17 protein-coding genes are annotated in these 24,734 nt (G+C 53.1%); 6 read left to right on the top strand and 11 right to left on the bottom strand.

The genetic code is table 11. The annotated features are described in order from the left end of the window. The first annotated feature begins 67 nt into the window (after window positions 1-67). Window positions 68-793: a hypothetical protein gene (locus tag ACTJIK_RS12180; protein ID WP_440646627.1), complete on the top strand. Its 726-nt coding sequence runs from the start codon at window positions 68-70 to the stop codon at window positions 791-793. Here ACTJIK_RS12180 and lipB read toward each other — a convergent pair. Beyond that, window positions 777-1,493, bottom strand: coding sequence for a lipoyl(octanoyl) transferase LipB (gene lipB, locus ACTJIK_RS12175; RefSeq protein ID WP_440646626.1), 717 nt, complete (start codon window positions 1,491-1,493; stop codon window positions 777-779). The genes ACTJIK_RS12180 and lipB overlap by 17 nt on opposite strands. A 310-nt stretch (window positions 1,494-1,803) precedes the next feature. Between lipB and ACTJIK_RS12170 the strand changes: the two genes are divergently transcribed. Both ACTJIK_RS12170 and ACTJIK_RS12165 read left to right on the top strand, forming a co-directional pair. Further along, complete coding sequence (locus ACTJIK_RS12170; RefSeq protein ID WP_440646625.1) at window positions 1,804-2,862, top strand: RluA family pseudouridine synthase; 1,059 nt, start codon at window positions 1,804-1,806, stop codon at window positions 2,860-2,862. A gap of 179 nt (window positions 2,863-3,041) precedes the next feature. Beyond that, a complete protein-coding gene (locus ACTJIK_RS12165; RefSeq protein WP_440646624.1) occupies window positions 3,042-4,727 on the top strand; it encodes a gliding motility-associated C-terminal domain-containing protein in 1,686 nt (561 codons plus the stop codon). Window positions 4,728-4,768: 41 nt separating this feature from the next. Here the strand turns inward: ACTJIK_RS12165 and ACTJIK_RS12160 are convergent, their stop codons facing one another. Beyond that, on the bottom strand, window positions 4,769-5,944 hold the full coding sequence (locus ACTJIK_RS12160) for an ROK family protein (RefSeq protein WP_440646623.1): 1,176 nt from the start codon (window positions 5,942-5,944) through the stop codon (window positions 4,769-4,771). A gap of 521 nt (window positions 5,945-6,465) precedes the next feature. Here ACTJIK_RS12160 and ACTJIK_RS12155 point away from each other — a divergent pair. Beyond that, a complete protein-coding gene (locus ACTJIK_RS12155) occupies window positions 6,466-9,372 on the top strand; it encodes a SusC/RagA family TonB-linked outer membrane protein (protein ID WP_440646622.1) in 2,907 nt (968 codons plus the stop codon). An 18-nt stretch (window positions 9,373-9,390) separates the two neighbouring features. After that, window positions 9,391-10,995 (top strand): RagB/SusD family nutrient uptake outer membrane protein, encoded by a 1,605-nt coding sequence (locus tag ACTJIK_RS12150; protein ID WP_440646621.1) that lies wholly within the window; start codon window positions 9,391-9,393, stop codon window positions 10,993-10,995. A 70-nt stretch (window positions 10,996-11,065) separates the two neighbouring features. Here ACTJIK_RS12150 and ACTJIK_RS12145 read toward each other — a convergent pair whose 3' ends face one another. The 7 genes from ACTJIK_RS12145 to ACTJIK_RS12115 all read right to left on the bottom strand — a co-directional run bounded on the left by ACTJIK_RS12145 (window position 11,066) and on the right by ACTJIK_RS12115 (window position 16,121). After that, window positions 11,066-11,980: a hypothetical protein gene (locus ACTJIK_RS12145; protein ID WP_440646620.1), complete on the bottom strand. Its 915-nt coding sequence runs from the start codon at window positions 11,978-11,980 to the stop codon at window positions 11,066-11,068. A 143-nt stretch (window positions 11,981-12,123) separates the two neighbouring features. Further along, window positions 12,124-12,975 (bottom strand): anti-sigma factor, encoded by an 852-nt coding sequence (locus ACTJIK_RS12140; protein ID WP_440646619.1) that lies wholly within the window; start codon window positions 12,973-12,975, stop codon window positions 12,124-12,126. Between the two features lie 5 nt (window positions 12,976-12,980). Beyond that, window positions 12,981-13,532 (bottom strand): RNA polymerase sigma factor, encoded by a 552-nt coding sequence (locus ACTJIK_RS12135; RefSeq protein WP_440646618.1) that lies wholly within the window; start codon window positions 13,530-13,532, stop codon window positions 12,981-12,983. Between the two features lie 103 nt (window positions 13,533-13,635). Further along, window positions 13,636-14,214, bottom strand: coding sequence for a peptide deformylase (def, locus tag ACTJIK_RS12130; protein WP_440646617.1), 579 nt, complete (start codon window positions 14,212-14,214; stop codon window positions 13,636-13,638). Between the two features lie 54 nt (window positions 14,215-14,268). Next, entirely contained in the window at window positions 14,269-14,709 is a 441-nt protein-coding gene (ruvX, locus tag ACTJIK_RS12125) for a Holliday junction resolvase RuvX (RefSeq protein WP_440646616.1), read from the bottom strand. Between the two features lie 3 nt (window positions 14,710-14,712). Continuing rightward, window positions 14,713-15,582 carry a UbiA-like polyprenyltransferase gene (locus tag ACTJIK_RS12120; RefSeq protein ID WP_440646615.1) on the bottom strand — a complete coding sequence of 290 codons (870 nt, stop codon included), beginning with the start codon at window positions 15,580-15,582 and terminating at the stop codon, window positions 14,713-14,715. A gap of 5 nt (window positions 15,583-15,587) precedes the next feature. Beyond that, complete coding sequence (locus tag ACTJIK_RS12115; protein WP_440646614.1) at window positions 15,588-16,121, bottom strand: RNA methyltransferase; 534 nt, start codon at window positions 16,119-16,121, stop codon at window positions 15,588-15,590. A 55-nt stretch (window positions 16,122-16,176) separates the two neighbouring features. On the opposite strand from ACTJIK_RS12115, the gene mutS reads away from it, so the two are divergent. Continuing rightward, entirely contained in the window at window positions 16,177-18,777 is a 2,601-nt protein-coding gene (mutS, locus tag ACTJIK_RS12110; protein ID WP_440646613.1) for a DNA mismatch repair protein MutS, read from the top strand. 78 nt (window positions 18,778-18,855) lie between these two features. On the opposite strand, the gene ACTJIK_RS12105 is transcribed toward mutS, so the two are convergent. Together ACTJIK_RS12105 and ACTJIK_RS12100 are read right to left on the bottom strand one after the other, a co-directional pair. Continuing rightward, window positions 18,856-20,547 (bottom strand): SusD/RagB family nutrient-binding outer membrane lipoprotein, encoded by a 1,692-nt coding sequence (locus ACTJIK_RS12105; protein WP_440646612.1) that lies wholly within the window; start codon window positions 20,545-20,547, stop codon window positions 18,856-18,858. Between the two features lie 18 nt (window positions 20,548-20,565). Then, complete coding sequence (locus ACTJIK_RS12100) at window positions 20,566-23,862, bottom strand: SusC/RagA family TonB-linked outer membrane protein (protein WP_440646611.1); 3,297 nt, start codon at window positions 23,860-23,862, stop codon at window positions 20,566-20,568. Window positions 23,863-24,734: the final 872 nt, after the last annotated feature.

Genomic DNA, 24,734 nt, shown 5'->3' with positions numbered 1-24,734 from the left:
ACACGGAGCCGTATATTTGACCTCCAGATCGTATTTTTGCCAACTTAAGACGTTTTTGATGTACTGTATGAAGCAGACTGTTAGATGCATTATAGCCACCGTGATTTTAATAGGTACTATCGCCACAGCCAAAGCGCAGGATGCAGTGCCGGGGCCGCCAACGCCCGTGTTGCCCGACTTCTCGGCCCTCATCAAAACAGGGAAGATCCAGCTGGATTGGATCTCCGGTTTCCCGAACGCCGTGCAGATCGGTATCCAGCGCTCGCTGGACAGTGTGCTGAACTTCACCACCATCGGCTACGCCAGCTACCCGGACCAAACGCGCAACGCTTACCTCGACAATAAACCGCTGCCCGGGAAAAATTACTACCGCCTCTTCATCCTGTTCAAGAACAACAGGTACATGTACAGCAAAACCGTACTGGCCGTGCCCGATTCCACCATTGCGGGCAATACCAAGCTCAGCGCGCAGGATGTGGGCGCCGCCACCGCGGGCACCAATGCCACCGGCACCAAGGAAGTGATCCCCTGGAAACCGTCCAACTACATCTACACAACGGCTGACGGGAATGTGAACATCCGCCTGCCGCAGGCGCCGCAGAAAAAATATTCCGTAAAGTTCTTTGAGCCCACCGGTGCATTCCTGTTTGAAGTGGAGCAGGTGCTGGAACCTTTCCTGATACTGGAAAAGGCCATTTTTATGCACGCCGGCTGGTTTAATTTCGAGATATACGAAGAAGGGAAGCTGCTGGAGAAATGGAGCCTTTACATTCCGCTCAATTACCGTTCGTAACCATCTCAGCCTCAAATACCTGGGAGAAATGATATAAGATCCGGGCCTGTACTTCCTCCAAAGGAATGATGCGCCCGGTTTCTTTTTGCAGGGAAGTGACCGCTTTATCCTGTATCCCGCAGGCCACGATGTTGGAGAAATAATCCAGGTCCGTATTCACATTGATGGCAAAGCCGTGCATGGTGACCCAGCGGCTGCAACGTACGCCCATCGCGCAGATCTTGCGCGCCCTGCCGGGGATCTCAGGTTCCAGCCAAACGCCGGTTTCGCCTTTGGAACGTTCGCCTTTGAGGCCGTAATCCGCCAGGGTGCGGATGATCACTTCCTCCAGGAACCGCAGGTAGCGGCCGATATCCGTAAAAAATTGTTCCAGGTCGATGATGGGGTAGCCTACTATCTGGCCTTCGCCGTGAAAGGTAATGTCGCCGCCGCGGTTGGTATGCACGAAACCAATGCCTTTCTGCGCCAGCGTCTGGCCGTTCACCAGCAGGTTTTCCATATGCCCGCTTTTGCCGAGGGTATAAACGGGGGGATGCTCGCAAAACAGCAGGTGATGCTGCACTGTTGCGCCTGGCGCCGCCAGGCCGTTGCGGAGATCGGCCTTCAGCGCCACGCTTTCCTGCAACAACCGCTCCTGCAGGTCCCATGCGTCCTGGTAAGGGATCACCCCCAGGTCGCTCACTTTAATCTGCTGTTTCATTTTGTTCTGCCCGGTTTCATCCGTTCACAATGTCTTTTTTAAAGGCCGGATGCAACCTCGCGGTCCATCCACCAGATATATCTCGTTCTGCTCGGTGTCATCCGTTCACAATGTCTTTTTTAAAGGCCGGATGCAACCTCGCGGTCCATCCACCAGATATATATCTCGTTCTGCTCGGTGTCATCCGTTCACAATGTCTTTTAAAGGCCGGATGCAACCTCGCGGTCCATCCACCAGATATATATCTCGTTCTGCTCGGTTTCATCGCCTGCAAAGATAACTATAAGTATCTTTGCAAAAATTTTTACTGATGACCGATCAAATCGTGGAGCTGGAAGATGAACTGGAGAACGGCGAAGGCAGCGAGGAAATGTATGAAAGGGTGAACCTGGTGGTGGATAAAGGCCAGGAACCCCTGCGGATCGACAAATTCATCCAGAACAGGATCGAAGGCGCCACCCGCAACAAAGTGCAGCAGGCTATAGAAGCAGGCATGGTGCTCGTCAACGACAAGCCCGTCAAATCCAATTACAAGGTCCGCCCGCTGGACCGCCTGATCGTGTATTCCACCAAAAACCCCGAAACCACCGAGGTTAAGCCCGAAAATATCCCGCTGAACATCGTTTTTGAAGACGAAGACATCCTCATCATCAATAAACCGCCCGGCATGGTGGTGCACCCCGGCTGCGGCAACTACTCCGGCACCCTGGTGAACGCCCTGGCCTTTTACCTCGGCGACGGCAACGAAACCGCCGTGGAACCGGAAATCCCGCGCTTCGGGCTGGTGCACCGCATCGACAAAAATACCAGCGGCCTGCTGGTGGTGGCCAAATCTGAAAAAGCCATGACCGACCTGGCCAAACAATTTTTTGACCACACCGTTCAGCGCCGTTACCTGGCCCTCGTCTGGGGCGATTTTGAAGAGGATAAAGGCACCGTGGTAGCCCATGTAGGCCGCCACCAGCGCCTCCGCAAGATCATGACCGCCTACCCTGACGGAGAGCATGGCAAAGAAGCCATCACCCATTACGAAGTGCTGGAACGGTTCAACTACGTGAGCCTCATTGCCTGCAAGCTGGAAACCGGGCGCACCCACCAGATCCGCGTGCATATGCAGCACACCGGCCACCCGCTCTTCAACGACGATACCTACGGCGGCGACCGCATCGTGAAAGGCACCGTGTTCGCGAAATACAAGCAGTTTGTGGATAATTGCTTCGAGATCATGCCCCGGCATGCCCTTCATGCCCAGACCCTTGGGTTCATTCACCCGCGCACCCGCAAGCCCGTGCTGTTTGAAAGCGAATTGCCGGCTGATTTTAGCGGTGTGCTCGAAAAATGGCGCAGGTACAAACGGAAAGAGGAATAATCCACATCCATACTTTCCCCGTTAATTTCCCGTTTACTTATTCAACCGAATTACTGCTGCAGGCCGTAAACCTATGAGCCCTTGCTGTACGCACATCCACGGATGTTAACGATTAATTATTTTATTAAAAACAATCTACATATCAATATTTCTACTAATTTAGTGCTACCATGGTTCCGATGAAAGACCTAGCCAGGCTCCAGGCACTTATCCTGCTATTGCTGCTTACAGCGTCAACTACAGCTGTAGCAAACATTCGCCCCCTGCTGACAAATTTTACATATAACACCACCTGCCTCAACGATACGGTGAAATTCACGATCACAGACGATATTACCGTCATCGATTCCGTGAAATGGTATTTCGTGAGCCCGCCGCTCGTAGCCGCAGATTCCTCCGGCCTCGTGGAAGATGCCTGGCATATTTACACCGCGCCCGGGACCTACACTATTACGCTGAAAGCGTACCGCAACGGCGTGGAAGACATCAGCACCCAAACCATCACCATCGTACCGCGGCAGAATGCCAACCTTGGGCCCGACCTCACGCTTTGCGAGAACGGTAACACGGTCATAACGGCGCCGCCTATACCGGGCGCTACCTACACCTGGTATTACCTGGAAGACACGGTGTCTACCGGCGCGGTCAACACCTTCACCGTTACCGAAATGGCCACTTATCATGTGGCGATCAACGGGTGCACGGAAACAGATTCGGTAAATATCTTCTACTCCCCTATTCCCGATTTCGACCTGGGGCCTGACAGGATACTCTGTACCGGCGAGCTGATGACGCTGGATGCGACGGCCCAGAACGCCACCTATACCTGGAGCACCGGCGAAACCACGCCCACCATACTGACCACCGGTGTTACGCAAACCTATTCCGTAACGGCGCATGTGGCTGGCTGCGGCGACTTTTCAGACCAGGTGACCATCACTTTCACCGGCACGCCTTATCCTTTTAATCTCGGTCCAGATACGCTGCTCTGCCCCGGCGAATCCGTAATATTGGACGCAACGCGCCCTGAGGGCCTCAGCTACAGCTGGAATACGGGCGCCACCACGCCGCGCATCAACGTGAGCCGCAACGGCGACTTCTCGGTATTCGTCAACATCAACGGCATCTGCGATGTGCTGGACACTATTGGCGTGCGTTACAGCCGTCTTGGCAATGTGAACCTGGGAAATGACACCACGCTTTGTTACGGGGATTTCCTCGTGCTGTCCGCAGACTATGGCACGGGTAATTATCTCTGGCAGGACGGGTCCGACCAGGCAACGTACCATGTGGACAGCACCGGTTATTATTACGTGCGCGTGCAGATAGGCCGTTGCGTGGAAATGGATACCATCCGCGTGGACTTCCAGGATTCGCTGCATGTATCACTGGGCATGGATTCTGTGCTGTGCGTGGGCGAAACGTTGCAACTGCTGCCGAGAGGCGCGGGCACGGATTATAAATGGCAGGACAGCAGTTCCGTTGCCAGCTTCACCGTTACCCAGCCCGGCATTTACGCCATCGTGGCCCAGAACGTGTGCAACCGCGCCACGGATTCCGTGAATATCTGGTACCAGAACTGCGATTGCCAGCTGTTTTATCCCACCGCCTTCTCGCCGAACGGCGATGGCATCAACGACCTGTTCAGGCCGAAATACCGGTGCCAGATAGGCCAGTATAAGCTCAGCATCTACAACCGCTGGGGTGATTTCATCTTCTACACAACAGATCCCGGCGTGGCCTGGAACGGTAAGCACAACGGGCAGCCCGCGTCGCTGGGCACTTATGTATGGATCGTGGAATACATCGACGAGCTGAATGCAAAATATTACCGCCGGCAGGGCACGGTGACCTTACTACGTTAAATAAAACACCTTAAAAAAAGGAAACTAACCGCGTCGCTAAATCATGCCGCTTTCGCCTGCGCGATCATCGTGTCGAAGAACTGGCTGATGCCTTCGGCCGCATATCCCAGCAGGCGGGAATGTTCACCCAGCTCTGAGCTTATGATCTGCGCCTTTTCGCGTATCTGCGTCATGCAATAAGTGTTGATCGCCTGCTGCATCGGGAGCGTAATGTACTGGCGTGCCGCCGCGATCTTGCCGCTGAGGATCACCAGTTCGGGATTGAACAGCTGGATGAGAACAGAGATACCTTTGCCGAGGTTGGTACCGATATTGGAAAGAAGCTGGATCGAATACTGGTCGCCATTGTTGGCCGCACGGATGATCAGCTCCGTTTCGATGCGGTATACTTCCTGGTTGGAAAGCTCGTTGAGGATCGAGTTTTGCCCCGAGAGAATGCCTTGCCGGGCGATCTTGGACAACATCATGCCCGAAGCCACCGTTTCGAGGCAGCCATGCTTCCCGCAATAACACAGCTCACCGTTCTCTGCAAAAGGCATATGCCCCATTTCCCCGGAAAACCCCGAGCTGCCCTGCTGCACCTTGCCGTCCATAATAATGCCCAGGCCAATGCCCCAGTCCATCAGGATCACGAGCACATTCTTTTTCCCTTTCGCGTGACCATGCCGCAATTCCGCCAGCGCGGAGCCTTTCACGTCGTTCTGGATCACGACGGGCATGTTCAGTTGATTTTCAAACGCATCACGGAGACCCATGCGGCCTGATTCGTCCAGCAGGTAGCTGAAGTTTTCGCCAGATCGGGTATCGATCAGCCCGGGCATGCCGATGCTGCATCCGATCAATCTTGCGGAATCGATATTGGCGGAATCGATCAGCTCCTGCACATGCACCAGCAGCGCTTCGAAGAATGCGTTGCGGTTACGTGAAAGCGGCACCGGCAAGGATTTGACGGACGTGATGAAGTTGTTGTTATTATCCACTATCACCATGCTGGTCTTGAACAGCTCAATATCGATACAGATAATAAAAAGTACGTGCTTGCGCAGCCGGAAGAGATCGGGGCGCCTTCCGCCAATGGATTCTCCTTGTCCCTTTTTTTCGACGATACGTTCCCTGCTCATTTCAGAAAGCAACTTCACGGCTGTGGGGGTCGATATGTTCAGCGTTTCACAAAGCGTGGCCACGGAAGAGGGGCCGACGGTATACAGGTGTTGCAAAATCCTGTATTTCAATTGCTCTTGCTTACGGCTATTTGTATTTTGAAACCAAAACAACTTTCTATTTAGCAAATTAACTTTCATGTTATTTAAAAATTTTCTCGTCTTTCTAAAAACTTCTTTAATCAATTTAAAGAAGTTTTCTCAATTGGATAAAATATCAAGAAACTTTATTCTTTAGCGAAAATAGTATGCATATTTGAAATGCATACAACAATTATTTGAAGATTTTTCAAGGCAGGAGTTAAAGAAAAGCAAAAAATGAAGCTTCCCTTTTATTAAAAAAAGGTTATCATAAAATAATCTATTGGACTAAAGAAGCATTTCGAATACTTTTAAAGCGTTAAGAATACTTAAATTTTTAATAAGCCAGGCATAATCTAATCGCGTTCCGGGAATCCAGTCCCTACCTCATCCTGTTTAGTTTGTATAAATAACTCACTACCGACCGGCAAAGAAGTCACCGGCGGCGCAGGCGGAGCTATGCCTATCAAACAACGCACCTTCAATCAGCCATACATATGAAGTATTTACTCTTAATCTCATCGTTTATGCTCTGCATGCTGCAAACCTATGGGCAGCAGCGGAACATCACGGGCAGCGTCGCGGATTCCGCGGGCAGCCCCGTACCCGGCGCCACAGTCCTGATAAAAGGCACCAACATCGGTACCGCCGCCGGCGCCGACGGGCGTTATGAAATCAAAGTGCCGAACGACAACGTAACGCTTATTTTCACTTCCATCGGTTTCCAGGACCGTGAGGTGGCCGTAGGCAGCCAGTCAGTCATCAACGTTCGGTTGATGCAAAGCGGCAAAGACCTGGACGGCGTTGTAGTCATGGGTTTCTCGACCGTGGAACGCCGTCACGTCGCCTCCTCCGTGGCCCAGATGGACATGAAGCAGGCCAAGACGCGGCCCATCGCCAAGCTCCAGGAAGCATTTTCCGGCACCATTCCCGGCGTTACGATGCAGCAGGGCACCAACCTGCCCGGCAGCGTACCCGGCACGATCTCCATCCGCGGTATCAGCACCTTGCAGAACGCCGAACCGCTGGTGATCGTGGACGGGATGGAAATGTCCCTTACGGACGTAGATCCCAACCAGGTTAAAAGCATCACCATCCTGAAAGACGCCGCCTCCGCCTCCATGTACGGCTCGCGCGGCGCCAACGGGGTGATCATCGTCGAAACCGAAAGGGGCAAGACCGGTAAGTTCAAGGTTGACGCGAATTCCTGGTTCGCTGTTCAGCAGCCCATCGACCTTCCGAAATTCGTGAAAGGCGCCGATTACATGCGTCTCAACAACGAAGCCAGGGTTATGCAAGGGCAGACGCCGACCTTCTCCGAAGACTCCATCCGCCAGATGGAAACAGGGCAGATGCCCAGCGTTGACTGGCTGGATGAAGTGATCCAGCGGAAGGCCACCTCCAGCAACACCGCGCTGAGCGTATCCGGCGGCGGCGGCGTGGGCACCTTCAACCTCATGCTCGGCTACCTGAACGAAGGCGGCCTTAATAGCATAGAAGGCTCGCAGAAATATTCCGCGCGCTTCAACACCAATATCAACATCGCCGATAAATTCGTGCTGCTGGCCGACTTCTATGCACACCGCCTGGAAGTGGACCGGTTGTACGCCAACGACGACGGTCACGGTCTTTATACCAACGCCTGGAAGATGAACTCTTCCCAGCAGGTTTATTATCCGAATTCCAGCATCCCGGAGCATTACCAGCTGCACAACAACCTCAATCCCGTGGCCTCCATCAACCGCGGCGGCACCAAGAATTACCTGCACGACTGGAGCACCATCAACCTCCGTCCCAAATATTTCATCACCAAGAACCTCAATATCGAGGGCAACATTTCCTACCTGATCAACAAATCAGCCGAAAAGTGGGAACGCAGAACGTTTAAATTCTATGACGGGAATGGCAAACCTGTTACCACCTGGGGCAACGCGGTAGACGCCACGCAGAACGTGAGCCGGAGCCAGATCACTTCCCGCCTGCTCGTGAATTACACCAGCAACCTGCGCAAGAACAAGGACAAGATCTACTTTACAGGCGGCGCGGAAGCGATGAACTGGACATACTCCAACTTCACCGAGATCAGCAAGGCCTCCTTCTTCGGCAAGCTGAACTACTCGTTCGACAGCCGCTACATCCTCGAGGTGACCGCCCGCGGCGACGGCAGCAGCAAGTTCGCGCCGGGCAACCGCTGGGGCTTCTTCCCCTCCGCGGCCCTTGCATGGAACGCAACGAACGAAAAATTCATGGAACCTCTCGTGCGCAGCGGCGCCGTTAACAACCTCAAGTTCCGCCTGTCTTACGGCCTCATCGGTAACGAAAACGTGGATCCCTACCTCTGGGAAGAGATCGTGAACACCTGGGGATGGACCATGCGCATGCCCAACCCGAACTTCTCCTGGGAAAAACAGAAGCAGTGGAACGTGGGTATGGAACTGACCACGCTGGACAATCGCCTGACCGCGGGGGTGGAGGTTTACAAAAAACACTCCTTCGACCTGATCTACTCCAACTTCCCGGTACCGCCGCTGACAGGCTCTTACAGCCTGGAGTCTGCCGTGAATATCGGTGAAGTTGATAATAAAGGATACGAGATCACTCTGAACTGGAGCGACAAGATCGGGGACTTCACCTATTCCATCGGCGGCATGCTGTTCGACAACAAGAACGAAGTGCTGAAAGCGGGCTATACCGCCACCGACTCCCTTATCTTCAAGGATAACACCGACAAGATCTGGTACCCTGGCGTAGCGATCGACAACTATTACGGATACAAGTCCAATGGCTTCTTCCGCGACGCGGACGATGTGGAGCATACCACGGCAAAACTGCCTAATACCCTTCCCGGCGACATCAGGTACGTTGACCAAAATGGCGATGGCGTGATCAACAACCTGGACCGTGTGAACCTCGGCGATCCGTTCCCGCACCTGAACTATGCCATCAATATGAACCTGGGTTACAAACGCTGGGACTTCTCCGTGATCGGTCAGGGCGTGGGCAAACGTCTCGGCCGCCTGGGCGGCATGGAAGGTTATCCCGTTCTGGTGGACGGGGGTACCAACGCGCTGGGCGCACCGCGCCAGTATTATGCAGACAACCGCTGGACGCCTGAAAACCCAAACAGCCGCTTCCCCCGCGTTTGGACAGGCGCAAGCACCAACACATACCTGAGCGATGTATGGCTGAGCGACGCTTCATTCTTCCGCTTCAAGATGATCCAGCTGGGTTACACCTTTCCGAAGATCGGTAACGCCATCCGCAACTTACGCGTTTACGTGAACGCCCAGGATGCGCTCACCATCACAAAATGGGAAGGCCTGGAACCGGAAAGGAACGGCGGCGATGGCAAATACCCGCGCATGGCGATCTACAGCCTTGGATTCAAAGCCTCCTTTTTCTAATCAACTTATTTCGTGTATATGATGAAGAAACTAATTTATGCATCGCTGGTCTGCACCATAGCGCTTAGCGGATGCGAGAAATTTCTCGATAAGACCGATCCAACCGCCACTAAATTCTCGGAATTCTTCAATACTGAAGAAGACCTCCGCCGCGTGGTATACTCCAGCATGCTGGACGTATATTCCGGCCCCGGCCTCACGGCGAAGCTTCCCTACATGGAAGACGGTAAGAGCGACAACGCTTACAGCCGCTCCGAAAACCATCACCATCAGCTGATCGCCAACGGCAACTTCAACTCCAACACCCAGGCGTTCCTGTATTACTACGAGCTGCATATGAAACACCTCGGCCGCCTGAACGTGTTCATCGCGAACGTCGACATCCCCTACGTGGAAGACGAGACCGTACGCGCGAAATACAAGGGCGTGCTGGAAGGCATCCGCTGCTGGCATTACTTCTGGCTGGTATCCCGCTGGGGCGATGTACCCTATTACCTGGAGCCTGCAGACCTCGGATCGGCCACGCAACCCGCTAAAGCAAAAGAAGAGATCCTTAACGACCTCTTCCCCATGGCGGAAAACATCGCCAACAACCTGCCTCCTGACGAATACACTTCAGACTCCTACATGTTCAACCGCTATTCGCTGAAAGCCCTCATCATGCGTTATGCGCTCTATTTCGAGCGATATGATGTTGCGGCAAGGCTGGCGGAAGAGATCATGAACAGCCAGAAATACCAGCTGCATCCTAATTACGGCGACCTGTTCCAGTATAAAGCGGACAAGACGAACAAGGAGTTCATTCTTACCATGGACATGGCAAGCCACAACAATACCGCTACCAACTCTTTCCAGCACCTGGCGCCGCAATACCGCACAGGCAACGGGCAGTCTTTCGTAGTACCCCTCAAATCCCTCGTTGACGCTTACTGGACGCTCCAGGGCGATCCGATCGACGCGAGCGGGCTGCATCCGAAAGAAGCGTACGAGCTCAACCCGAAACTCAACCGCGACCCGCGCCTGGCTGCCAGCATCTACATGCACGAGGACATGTTCGGGACCGAACCGATCAATATCTACGATCCCAACAACCCGATGTATTATGAAAGGCCCCGCGCCAGCCGTTCAGGTTACTGGTTCCGCAAGTTCGTTGACCAGGCAGATGCCTTCAGGTCCGGCGGCAATATGCATTTCCCGTATATCCGTTACGCGGAGGTGCTGCTGACTTACGCCGAAGCTAAGATCATGCAGAACCAGGTGGACGCCCTCGCGAAAAAGTGCATCAACGACGTCCGCCGCCGCGCCGGCCTGGATATGAACTTCGCCGACGTAACCCTGCCGAAATATGCGGCCTACACGCAACAGCAGTGGACCGACCTGATCCGGAATGAACGCAGGATCGAACTGGCCGGTGAAGGACGCAGGTACGACGACATCATCCGCTGGCGCATCGCCGGGCAGGTGCTCAACCAGCCCGCTCTCGGCCACACCCGGATAGTGAACGGCGAAAAGGTTTCCCTCAAAATAGAGGACCGTGCTTTCCGCCCCAACAACTACCTCTGGCCGTTCCACGAGAACAGCCTGAAAGTAGAGCCGGGGCTCAGGCAAAACGAAGGATATTAGTATCATGTTTCATCCAGCCAAAAAGGGGCGCTCATACGGCGCCCCTTTTTTTATCTGCATATTTTTGATCTTATTTCCCGAAATCGTAGAACCTGGCGGTAAAAACGGCGGTCTCCCGTTTCTTGAACGGCACGTTCCAGGTACCGTCGTAAGTGATAAGCGCGGGCAGCAGCAGGTCGCCCAGCTTGGTAAGCTCCACATTCATGCGCACATTAAAATCGAACACGAGGGTTTTGTAGGAAAGGGAATATTTGCGGCCCACGATCTCCATTGTTTCTTTATTAAAATAGGTGATCAGCTCGTCGTACACGATCTCCGCGCGGTCCACGCCGCTTAGGTTCTTCCGCATTACAGCGCTGAACACATAACAATCCGTGCCCGTGAATTTTTCCGAGGTAATGGAAAAGTCGTAGTAACGCATGAGGTTACGGTCGAAAATAGCCACTTTGCTGCCTACCACAGGCACGCCGGATATGGGTTTCCCGGGATTGAATATCAGCTGTTTGAGCTGCGATTTATGTCTCGCCAGGCTGCCTTTGTCGCCGCCGCCTTCCTCGTTGCAAACGGTGCCTTTGATGAAGAACAGGTTCGCGTACAATTCGGCGGTATAATAATTATAGTCGCCTTTGCGGTTATAGAAATTGCCGGTGGTATTTTCTTCCAGCACTTCCATTTTGCGGCAGTTGCCGGTCATGATCTGTTTGGTGCGGGATTTCAACGAGGCAAGGGTTTTGCCGCCTTTTTTATCCGTCACCCTGATATCGTTATCAGCAGTGAAACCGATAATGCGGAGGTTTTTGAATGCGCGGTAGAACGTGGTGTCTTCTTCCACTCTTTGTATAAAACCATTCACGTCGAAGCCTATACGTTTGGCTTTCACCACATGTTCGTCCAGGTTAATGGTCATGCCTTTATATCTGGCGGTATCCTGCGCCAATGCGGGAATGCAGGGGATCAGGTATAACAGTAGCAGGATTTTTCGCATCGGGCAAATTTAAACAATTCGTCGGGTTATGAAAATGCAATATTCAGGCCAGAAGCGTCGGGGGAGCACAGGGAAATGCTGCCGGGCGGAAGTTGCGCCGGGAAAAGGCAATAACGGTCATGTTTAACGGAAATTAAAAAGGATCAACCCTGGACCCTGCCCGCAACATACATGGCGGTAAGCGTAGGCGTGGGAGAGCCGCCTTTTTTCTCAAGGGTGATGGCGAACATCTGCGCGCCGGGCACCATGGACTTCATTTTTGCGAAACCTTTCACAGCGGCGTCCATTTCAAATACGCCGGCATCCACGGGCTTGCCGTTCACGATGCCCCAGAGCTGGTATTGTTGGTCCGCAGCGGGTGCGGGAAGATTAGTAACGGTGAGCATCACTTCCTCGGATTTCGGGTTCCAGTACACGGTGGCCAGCAAACCCGGGCGGGTGGGCGTTACAGTGTACATCGGCACCATCTTCATGCCGCGGAGGCTTTGCAGCATCTGTTCGGACGTTTGCATGCGGGTTTGCATGGCATTGTTGTCCGCTATCATTTTATCTTTCTCGGTCAGCAGCGCCTGGTATTTGCCTTTCCAGTCGTTACTGCTGTTGGAATACTGTACATTCATCCAAACGCTGGCCAGCAGGCCTGCGATGGCTGCGGCGGCCACAAATCTCCAAACAGGGCTTACCAGTTTCACCTCTTTAGGCTCATCGGGCACGTAGGCGGCCGATTCTTCGGAGGCATAAGCGCCCACAGGAACAGCCGTTTCCACCCCTTCGTTGTTAATGACCTGGAACACGCGGTCCCTCACGGCCGGCGGCGGCATAACGCTCTGCATGTTTACGTAACGCTCCATATCAAGCTGCACGGCATCCACCGCAGCTCTTATTTCCGGGTATTGCGCCATCGAAGCCTGCAGCTCACGGACCTCCTGGTCCGTAGCTAAGCCAGCTACGAAGCTTTCAATGATACCGGATGATATGTAACGTTGTACGTCCACTTTGCTTACAACTGTTTTAAGATATTCCTCAATTGTATAATTGCGTTTCGCATTCTAGTTTTTACTGTGCCCAAAGGAATATCCAATACCCTGGCAATCTCTTCCTGGGTGCATCCCTTGTAGTATGCAAGATCAATGATAGTCCGCTGTTCTTTGTTGAGCTTTTCCAACACCTTCGAGAGGCCCAGGTGATCCACGGCAGGTTGAACCGTTAACTGACTTGTTTGTAGATATACGTCGTTATTAAGCTCCTGGATTTTCTGTTCCAGCTTATGACCTTTGGAGCGGAGTGAATCTATTGCGGTATTTCTGGCGATGTTGAGCATCCAGGTGAAGAGACGCCCTTTTTCTGTGTCGTATTTATCGATGCTCCGCCAGATTTTCAGGAAGACCTCCTGGAGCACGTCGCTCGCTGAATTTTCGTCGTTCAGTACCTTGAGAACCACGCCGTAAAGTGCAGGAGAATAATGGTCATACAGGTAGCCGAATATCTGCTGGTCCCGGGCCTTTAAGCCGGCAACCAGTTCTTGTTCGGTATATGTATTTTCAGTTCCCAAGTGTACTTATCAAAAAATATAGTGGCACTAAAATAATGAAAAAACTTACAATATGAAATTCTTAGGCATATTTATTTTTTATAATGCCGAAAAAATCTTTTAACTATTTAGGGAACACCATCTTGTAATCCACCTTGATCTTTCCCCTGGAAATGTCTTCCAGCTTGCTTTTGATCATCCTTTTCTTCAAAGGTTTCAGGTAATCGATGAAAAGTTTGCCTTCTATATGATCATATTCATGGAAAATCACACGTGCGGTAATTCCGTGAAAAGTACGCTCATGGGGCTGGAAATTCTCATCCAGGTATTTGATTTTCACTTTTTCAGGACGGTACACGTCTTCCCGGATCTTGGGGATGCTCAGGCAGCCTTCGTTATAGGCCCAGTCGTCTCCGTCCGTTTCCACGATCTTCGCGTTGATGAACACCTGTTTGATGCCATGGTCGGCCGGATAAAGGTTCACCTCGTCTTCTTCAAGATTGTTGATGATCTGCTCGCTGTCTACCACGAAAAGGCGGATGGGCTTGTTGATCTGGGGCGCGGCCAGGCCTACTCCGCTGGAGGCGTACATGGTTTCCCACATGTTGTCGATCAGCTTTTGCAGATCGGGGTAATCAGGCGTAATGTCCTGGCTTACTTCTCTTAAAACGGGCGCCCCATAGGCTACTATTGGTAAAATCATCTGTTATCGGTCAAAAATGGAAAAATGCAAAGTTAGGTTTTTTCCGCGAAGGGCTCATCCGCCCGTCATGGGCATTTGCCCCCCGCCGCTATGGTGAAGGTATTCCTGCAGGATGATCGTCGCGCTGATCTCGTCCACCAGCCCTTTATTCTGCCGGTCCTTCTTTTTCATCCCGCTGTCTATCATGCTCCTGAAGGCCATTTTGGAGGTAAAGCGCTCGTCCACTTTTTTCAGCGGCATGTCCGGGAAATGTTTTCCCAGTATCCTGATGCATTCCTCCACCAGCGCTGTGGCGTCTGTAGCGCTGCCGTCCAGGTTGCGGGGCAGGCCTATCAGGATCAGCTCCACCGGTTCAGTGGCGAAATATTTTTTGAGGTAAGGGATCAGCTCGTGAGAAGGAACGGTGCCCAAGCCGCTGGCAATGATCTTTAAAGGGTCCGTAACCGCCAGCCCTGTGCGCTTTTTCCCGTAATCGATGGCGAGTATCCTGGGCATATCTTATTGTTTGAAGATCAGCATATCCGCAATTGAAAATACCGCGTACACCACGCTGGCTATGCCGTTGGTGGTCATAAACGCGAGGTTCACGCGGGAAAGGTCATGCGGCTTCACCAGCCTGTGCTGCATGAAAAGCATTAAAATAAAAACACCCGCGCCGATCCAGTACAGCCAGCTGAAATGCCCCATCACCCCAATGGTAATGGCCATGGCAGCGGCAACCAGGTGCAGCCCTTCCGAAAAACGCAGGCCACCGGCCTTGCCCAGCCAGGCGGGAATGGAATGTAGTTGCTGGGAGCGGTCAAACTCCTCGTCCTGCAAGGCATAAATTATATCGAAGCCGCTCACCCAGCACAGCACCATCACGCTCAGCAATACGGGCAGCAGGCTGAAATACCCGGTCACGGCCAGGAAAGCGCCGATCGGGGCAAGACTGAGGCCCACGCCGAGCACCAGGTGGCAGAGAGCGGTGAAACGTTTGGTATAACTGTACCCCAGCACCACCAGCATGGCAACGGGGGATAAAAAGAAGCACAGGGGATTGATGAACCAGGTGGTGGCCATAAAGAGCAATACGTTGCCGGTCACGAACCACAAGGCGTTTGACGCGGAAATAATGCCGGCGGGTATTTCCCGTTGCGCGGTACGCGGGTTCTTTTTATCGAATTCCGCATCCAGCCAGCGGTTGAAAGCCATGGCCGCGCTGCGCGCGAACACCATGCAGAGCACCACCAGCAGCAGCGTCGTCCAGCTGAAGGAATGCCCGGCCCAGGTTACCGCCATAAAAAAACCCGTCATGGCGAAAGGCATGGCGAAAATGGTGTGGCTGAACTTTACTAACGACAGATAGTTCTTGACAGTTGAGGACATGGCCGCTAATTTACAGGTTTCAGTTTACAAAACAGGTCCCAGATCACAATGCCGGTGCTCACGGAAATATTGAGGGAATGTTTCATGCCAAGCTGGGGAATTTCAATACAGCCGTCTGCCAGCTGCATCACGGCGGGGTCCACGCCAGCCACTTCGTTGCCGAACACCAGCGCCAGCGGCTGCTCCCCGGGCCGGAAAGCATCCAGCATCACGCTCTGCGCGGCCTGCTCGATGGCGATGATAGCGTAACCCTGCGATTTAAGGGCCTGCACGGCTTCCACCGTGGTGGGAAAATATTGCCATTCCACCGTTTCCGTTGCGCCCAGCGCCGTTTTCTGGATATCCCGGTGCGGGGGCACAGGCGTATAGCCGCACAGCGCAATGCCCCGTACCAGGAAAGCATCCGCCGTTCTGAACACAGATCCCACGTTGTGCATGCTACGCACATTGTCCAGCACCAGCACCAGCGGCGTTTTATCCGCCGCCTTGAACTCGGCCACCGTTTTACGGCCCAGCTCCTGCATGTTTAACTTCCGCATGGGTGCAAAGATAGTTGACTGTAAGTTAATGCCCGCAGGTTCTTATATTTGCCGCATGGCTAAAAGTAAATCGGAAGAAACGCCCCTGATGCAGCAGCACAATGCCATCAAAGCCCGCTATCCGGACGCGGTGCTGCTTTTCAGGGTCGGGGATTTTTATGAAACTTTCAACGCGGATGCAGTGATCGCATCCAAAGTGCTCGGCATTGTGCTCACCAAAAGGGCCAACGGCAGCGCTTCTTATGTAGACCTCGCAGGGTTCCCCCACCATTCGCTGGACACCTACCTGCACAAACTCGTGAAAGCCGGCCATCGCGTAGCCATCTGCGACCAGCTGGAAGACCCGAAAATGGTGAAAGGCATCGTGAAACGCGGGGTGACCGAAATGGTGACGCCCGGCGTGGCCGTGAACGACAAGCTGCTGGACAACAGTACGAATAACTTCCTCGCAGCCGTGCACTTCGGGCAGAACGACCAGGCAGGCGTGGCTTTCCTGGATATTTCCACCGGGGAATTTTTCGTGGCGCAGGGAACGCAGGAGTATGTGGACAAGCTCCTGCAAAGCTTCCGCCCGCAGGAAGTGGTGTTTGCCAAACAGCAGCAGAAACATTTCCGGCAGACCTTCGGCAGCCGGTTCTATACCTACACCCTCGAAGAATGGATATTTACCAATACCTATGCGAGGGAGATCCTGCATAAACATTTCGAAACGCATTCACTGAAAGGTTTCGGCGTGGAAGAGCTGAACGAAGCGGTTATCGCGGCGGGCGCCACCATGCATTACCTGAAAGATACCGAGCATCCGAATCTCCAGCACATTACCGCGCTGACGCGGATAGACCAGGACGATTTCCTCTGGATGGACCGTTTCACCATCCGCAACCTGGAACTGCTGCAAAGCACCGTGGAACAAGGCAAATCGCTGATCGGCACGCTGGACAATACCCTCTCCCCTATGGGCGCGCGCCTGCTGAAACGCTGGATCATTTTCCCGCTGCGCGACATTGCCAAGATCAACGAAAGGCTGGATGCCGTGGAAACGCTCATCCGCGACGCAGACAATACCCGCCTGCTGCAAACGCACCTCAAGATCGTGGGCGACCTGGAAAGGCTGGTGTCCAAGATCCCGCTTAAAAAGATCAACCCGCGCGAAGTGATGCAGCTTGCCAAAGCCCTGCAACAGGTAAGCGAAATAGCCAACACGCTGGCTGCCACCGACAATACATTGCTCCGCCAGCTGCAGGAGCAGCTCGATCCCTGCCAGCCCATCCTGGACAGGATACTGAACGAAATTTCAGACAACCCGCCCGTACTGGCCAACAAGGGCGGCGTGATCCGCGAGGGTACGGACGCTGCGCTGGACGACCTCCGCGCCATTGCCACCTCGGGCAAAGAATACCTGCTGCGCATCCAGCAGCAGGAATCCGAAGCCACCGGCATCCCTTCGCTGAAAGTGGCCTTCAACAACGTGTTCGGTTATTATCTTGAAGTGACCAACACGCACAAGAACAAAGTGCCCAACACCTGGATCCGCAAACAAACGCTGGCCAACGCCGAACGTTACATCACGCCGGAACTGAAAGAATACGAAGAAAAGATCACCGGCGCGGAAGAAAAGATACTGTCGCTGGAAATGCAGCTGTACGACGCGCTGCTGCTGGCCTTGCAGGAATACATCGTGCCCATCCAGCGCAATGCGCAGGCGCTTGCGCGGCTGGACTGCCTGTTGTGCTTCGCGCATAACGCCGTGCAGTTCAAATACCGCCGCCCCGAAGTAACCGAGTCATATAATATCGATATCAAAGAAGGCCGCCACCCGGTGATCGAACAGGGGCTGCCTACGGGAGAAAGTTATGTAACGAACGACCTGCTGCTGCACCGCGATGAACAGCAGGTGATCATCCTGACGGGACCTAACATGAGCGGTAAATCGGCCCTGCTGCGGCAAACGGCGCTCATCACGCTCATGGCGCACATGGGCAGCTTCGTGCCTGCTTCTTCGGCGGAGATCGGGCTTACGGACAAGATCTTCACCCGCGTGGGCGCGTCGGACAACCTGAGCGGCGGCGAGAGCACCTTCATGGTGGAAATGAACGAAACCGCCAGCATCATCAACAATATTACCCCGCGCAGCCTCATCATCCTCGACGAAATAGGCCGCGGCACCAGCACTTACGACGGCATTTCCATCGCCTGGAGCATCGTGGAGTACCTGCACGACATGACGGACCACCGTCCGAAAACGCTGTTTGCCACGCATTATCATGAGCTGAACGAACTGGAGAACACGCATTCACGCGTGAAGAACTTCCACATTACGAACAAGGAAGTGGGCAACAAGATCATTTTCCTGCGTAAGCTGGCGCCCGGCGGCAGCAGGCACAGCTTCGGTATTCACGTGGCGAAGATCGCGGGCATGCCGCCGCAGCTGATCAACCGGGCCAACGAAATACTTTCCCAGCTGGAAAGCCAGCACATCGAAGCGCCGATGCAGCAGATTGCCGCGCCTGTGCAAAAGGTGCAGCTCAGCATTTTTGACGCGCACAGCGATACCTTCCAGAACATCCGCGATAAGCTCAACGCGGTGGACATCAACCGCCTCACGCCCGTGGAGGCGCTGATGAAACTGAGCGAGATCAAAGATCTGCTTCAATAACGGAAACGCTTACACTAAGACAAATAAAAAAAGCCCCGGCAGACGCCGGGGCTTTTTCAGCTATTATTTCATTCTTCACTATTTTTTATCCCACCAAACACGGCCGGTGATATCTTCCACCGCGTTACCGTATTCGCCGGATGCCTTCATTTCAGCAACTGCTTTATTATAGTTGTCGATATTCTGGTTGGAGATGGGCAGCGGCCAGCGGCGGGGAACTTCCTGCTTTACGCCGCTCGCGATGAACTCTTTGCGGTTCAGGATGCCGCCCACTTTCGGGTAGCCCAGCAGCTTGTAATAACCCCATGCTTCCCAGGGGGTTTTAAAGCTGTTGATGTATTGCTGGATGCCGATCTTTTCGAGCTTCTCTGCATTCGTGCCGGTAAAGGCTACGCCTGGTTTAGCCAGGTATGCAGTGATTGCTTCAGGCGTTGCAGGCACAAATTCAATAGCCGGGGCCAGGGTAGCGATCGTGCTGTAAGCATTCACGGAAGCCGCTACGCCCTTGTTATACCAGTCTGCCGCATCACCGGTGATGATGCTTTTCAGCGAAAGCTCAGACAGCATGAAGCACATTTCAGCATATGTGATCATTGGCTGGGTGTACCTGCCATCCAGGTTCCCGTCGGACCCGAGGTCGAAGATGCGGTTCTGGAAAGTGGAAAGCGTATCCACTTCCACCGTAACGTTCTTACCGCCTTCAACGATATTATACCGTTTCACGCCGAAGAGCCTGCTGTAAGCGGGATTGTTCTTGTCATCCGGGCTTTCGGGCATACCTACATACTGGCGGGGATTATACACCGCGGATGCAGGGAATGCGCCGCCGGCTTTCAGGCGGTTAAACACTGCTTCTGTGAAACCGTTCTTTTTGTAGAACAGGCTCAGCCGCGGGTCAGCATTGTCGTACATGAAATCCACGAGGGTTTTGCCGCCACGGGTAGGGTTGCCTTGCGCGTTCCAGTTGCCGCCTCTTGCAAAGTTGGTGCTGGAAACGAATTTCCATTCATCGGCATTGCCGGCGAACAGGCCTGCAGGGCTGGCCATTACTTCGGCAGCGATGGCTTTCAGTTTATCCGGGTTACGTTTGCTGAGGCGCATGGCGATCTTCAAACGCAGCACGTTAGCGGCTTTTGCCCATTTGGCGGCATCGCCGTTATAGAACAGCTCAACGGAACCGATGGGAATGTATTGGCCGGGAGTGGTAAGCGCAGTGATGGCCTCTTTCAGCTCAGCATCAAAAATACCGAACAGCTTTTCCTGGCTGTCGTATGCCGGCAGGAAGCTGCCTTCGCCCACGCGGGCCTGGAATGCTTCCGTGTAAGGAATGCTGCCGTTCACGTCCATTACGCGGAAGGCGGAATACACCTTGTTCACGGTGGCAATAGCCCTTACCTGTGAATAGTAAGTTTTATCCGCGCCGGTCTTGGCGTCCACGATCTGCTGGATGGCAGAGAGGTTGCCGCCGATCTTGGTATAAAAAGAACTGTAAAAATCGTTCACACGGGGATTGGCGAACATACCGCTGGTATTGCCGTCCGGGTAACTAACGGTGAACTGCGTATAACGCATCAGGTATTGATAGTGCTCATAGAACCAGTCAAAATCACGGTCCACCATCGCCTTCTGGGAAGCGGTGAACAGTTGTTCGGGAGAAATGTTATCCGTGATCTCAGGGTTTTTATTGATGTTCTCAAAGTCCCGTGTGCAGGAGCTGGCCAGTGATGCCAGGGCCAGCGCCCCTATTCCAAATTTATGAATCGCTTTCATGTTTGTTTCGTTTTGAAATTAGAAGCCAAGTTGAAGGGTTACTGCCATGTTCCTCACGAAAGGAGTACCGCCGTATTCGGAGAATGCGCTGGTGCTGTTGTTGCGGAGGCTTTCCGGGTTGATGTCGTCCGGCAGCTTGTTGTAGAGGTAACCGAGGTTACGGCCTATCAGCAACACGCGTACTTTGTTCATACGGATCTTTTCAGCGATGCTGTTCGGCATGGTATAACCGATGGATACTTCGCGCAGTGCAACATAGGTCGCATCAAACACGGACGCCTCGCGGATACCGATACCCCAGTCGCCCACCATGCTGTAATACTGGTAAGGGCTCAGCGGTTTCACATAACCTTTGCCATATGCTTCGCTGTAGCTCATACCGCCCAGGTTCACTTCCTGGCCGTTGTGGGTGATCTTGTAACCGTCTTCAAACACGCCTTCCGGCAGGATGCCGTCGTTACGCTGGCGGCCTGCGTTGTCTGTCCATGCAAGGCCACCGTGCTCCGCATCGCGGCCGTTGATGGTGCTGGCTACTGTACCGCGGCCTGTGCCGTACTGGTGGGAAGCGGAGAACATATCGCCGCCGATCCTTGCCTGTACCAGGAAACCGAGGCTCCAGTTCTTGTAGTTGAAGTTATTGCTCAGGCCCAGGTTGAAGTCCGGCGTGATATTGCCCGCTACTGCCGCGCCGCGCTTGAATTTATAAGGCAGGTCAGCGGAGTTGGGGGAAATGATGGGCTTGCCATTGTTCGGGTCGTTTGCATCCTTACCGGTATAACGGGTATAACCGTAATTGGTCTGGATCACGCCGTAAGCAGCGCCAACCATTGCCAGCACGCGTACGTCCTGGTCGTTAGCCATTTCATATTCTTTTTCATTTCCGAAGAGGGAAATGATCTTGTTGTTATTCTTGCTTCCGTTCAGGGTAAGGTCCCAGCTGAAGTTCTTCGTATCAATGGCTTTTGCATTGATCGCGATCTCTATGCCGCTGTTCCGGAATTTGCCCGCGTTGATGAAACGCTCTCTCACGCCGGATTCCATGGTAACCGGGATCTTGATGATCTGGTCCTTGATGATGGAACGGTACCAGGCCACATCGAGGCCCAGGCGGTTGTTAAGGAAACGTACATCCGCACCTACTTCAACAGAGCTGGAAGTGGAGGGCTTCAGGTTCATGTTGGGCAGTGTGTTGGGCTGGTAGTATTCGTTGATGGGAAGCGTAGACGAGCCTGAGCCCGCACCGTTCCAGATGGAAGAGGTGATGAAGCCGGAGTTGTTTTCCCAGGGCACCATGTCGCCGCCAACGAAAGCGTAAGAAGCGCGGAGCTTACCGTAGCTAACCCAGGAAGGCATGCTGCTTTTCAGCGTTTCGGTGAATTCCCATGCTGCGCCTACAGACGGGTAGAAATAAGAAGGCGTTCCGTGGCCGTCCGGGTACATCAGCGCTGAAGACCAGTCGTTACGGCCGGTCACGTCCAGGAACCACGCGTTTTTATAGGAGAAGCTGGCTGCGAAGAACAGGGAGTTGATCCTTTTCTGCGCCAGTGTTTTTGCCTGTGCGTCCAGGGGGCCGGCGCTATTGGTCATGGCGTACATGCCGGGGATGCGGAGGCCGTTGGTGGTAGCGGTACGGAAGCTGTTGCCGATGCCGGAGGTCCAGGTTTCAGCGCCCAGGTTCAGGCTGGCAGTGAAATCGGAGCCGAGCTTGGGAGTGATCACCGCCATACCGGTAAAGGTGTATTGCGTTTTGTGCTGGCCGGAAAGTACGAAGAGGCCGCGGCTGCCCGTGTAGTTGGGGCCCCAGCCCAGCTGGCGGCGGTCGTCCGCATTCTGCTCGTAGCTGAAGTTACCGCGGGCAATGAATTTCAGCCAGTCGGTAGCAGTGCCGGTGAGGGAGAGGTTACCCATGAGGAGTTTCTCTTTACGTACCCAGTTGTCGTTTTCCAGGGAGAACCAGTAGTCTGCGCCGGGATACTGGCCCAGGTAGCTGCTCAGGTCCTGCTTACCGGGGTCCGGGCCCATGTAGCGCGCCTGCCAGTAACCGGGATCGTAGTTACGCGGGAAGATGTAGATCCATTTGCGGCCAACGTTTTCGTTGGTGTAATCGCCGCCCTGGCGGGTGGGATTGGTGGTTTCGCTGGAGGTGAAGGTTACGCCGCCTTCAGCGGAAAGGAATTTGGAGATAACGGCGGATGATTTCAGGGAGAACGCGTCTCTTTTGAAACCGTTGTTCGGCATCACGCTGTTATTGTCCACGTGGGAGTAAGAAAAGCGGAAGTTCGCTTTTTCGTTACCGCCTTCCACGGCCACGTTGGTATTAAAGTATTTACCGGTCTGGTAAGTGTTTTTCCAGTTATTGGGCTGAGCGGCGAAAGGCACAATATCACCGTTGATGATCTTGGCCATGCTGCCGTCCATTTTGGGGCCGAAGCTGTAAGCGCCTGCCCATTCCACGACGTTGCCGTCAGCATCTTTATTGAAGAAAGGATTGTAACCGGCGCCGTATTCATTCTGCAAAGCGATAGGTGTGCGGTATACCTGCTCAAACTGTACCGTCTGGCTGAAATCCACGCCCAGGCCCTTGCGGGTGGTGCCTTTTTTGGTGGTGATGAGGATGGCCCCGTTGATGGCGCGGGTACCATAGAGAGCGGTAGCGGCGGCGCCTTTGAGCACGGTTACGCTTTCAAAGTCATCGGGGTTGAAATTCTTGAGCACGTTACCGAAGTTCACGGCATTGTCTGCTTCTTCGTTCTCAAAGATGGTACCGTCTATCACGAAGATAGGCTGGTCTTTACCATTGAGCGATTTTGCGCCGCGCAGCACGATGCGGTTGGCAGCCTGTGGACCGCCGGCAGCGCCGGAGATGTCCAGACCGGCCACTTTACCCTGCAGGGCTGCAACGGGGTTGATGGCATTGGTTTTGGCCACTTCGGAACCTTTCAGTTCAGTAACAGCGTAACCGAGCTTTCGCTGTTCGCGTTTGAAGCCGAGCGCGGTTACCACTACTTCATTGAGATTCTTTGAATCTTCTTTCAGAATGATGTCGAAAGAAGCGGAGGAAGCGGGTACTTCCTGCTGGGCGTAGCCCATAAACGTGAAAACCAGTGTACCGGAGGGGTCTGCACTGATCTTGAAGGAACCGTCCGCAACGGTCACGGTGCCATTCTGAGTTCCTTTTTCCATGACTGTTACGCCGGGTAACAGCTGACCGTTAACATCCTTGACAGTGCCGGACACTGCTTTTTTATTCTGTGCCCATGCGAGCGGGGCGAAGCAGAAAGACAGCAGCGTGGCGAGCAGAAGAATTCTTCGCATAGCTTCCTTAGATTTTAAGTTTTGAAACGTGAAAACAAATAGTTAATAGTTATCTATTATTGTTTGAAGCTGATGTAGCGGGCGGGCATAGAACACCCGTTCGCATCAGTTGCAATGCAATACAATTTCTTCCTGCCTGTCCGAGGCTGGTCTACATAAATGCGGCTAATAAAAAGAGATCGATTTAGTCTGTTGCTACCATTTTTTGTTCTCTAAAGCCAGCGATGTTCACTTTTCTCCGTTTTTTCCCGGACCAGATAAAACGTTTTAGCATCTTACCCATAAAAAAACCGTGCATCCTTTGCTCCTCCTTCATTTTCACGGGTCAGGGCTTTAATATATCGGATAAAACGTTTTAGCGTTTTACCAATAAAAAAAACCTGTGACGTTCCAGGGCGCTTCATTTTCTTTCAACTCGCACAGATTTGGTTCGGAAAAAACGAACGCCTGCAACTTAGTTAAACTTTACTAGGTCACAAAAGAAAATTTAACTTTTTTTTGATAAGCTCTTAAGATTACGCTAACAATGCGGAAAAAAATATCAATCCGCGCGAATATTCTATGCAAACTCTCTCCTATTCCTTGCAAAATCTGGCCAATGCTCAGTTTCCGGGATTTCATGCAACCGATTTCGTATAGTGCAGGCAGTAATCCATCTTGTCATGTTTTTCTTTCAAAAACTTGATAAACGGCCATGCCGTATTCAAAAAATTAGGTAAGTTTGGGTAACAGTAAATGAAGCGTTTGGAAATTAATCTCAGAACAGGGTCAACCAATACCACCCGGGTTCTTTTTTTAGCAGGTAAAGGCTAAAACGTTTTAGTGTAAGGCCGGACCAGGCGGCCCCCTCAGACAGTGAATTCCATGTGGTC

Source organism: Chitinophaga sp. 22620, from assembly GCF_052044405.1.
Taxonomy (GTDB): Bacteria; Bacteroidota; Bacteroidia; order Chitinophagales; family Chitinophagaceae; genus Chitinophaga.
This window is presented reverse-complemented; position numbering and strand designations above follow the sequence as displayed.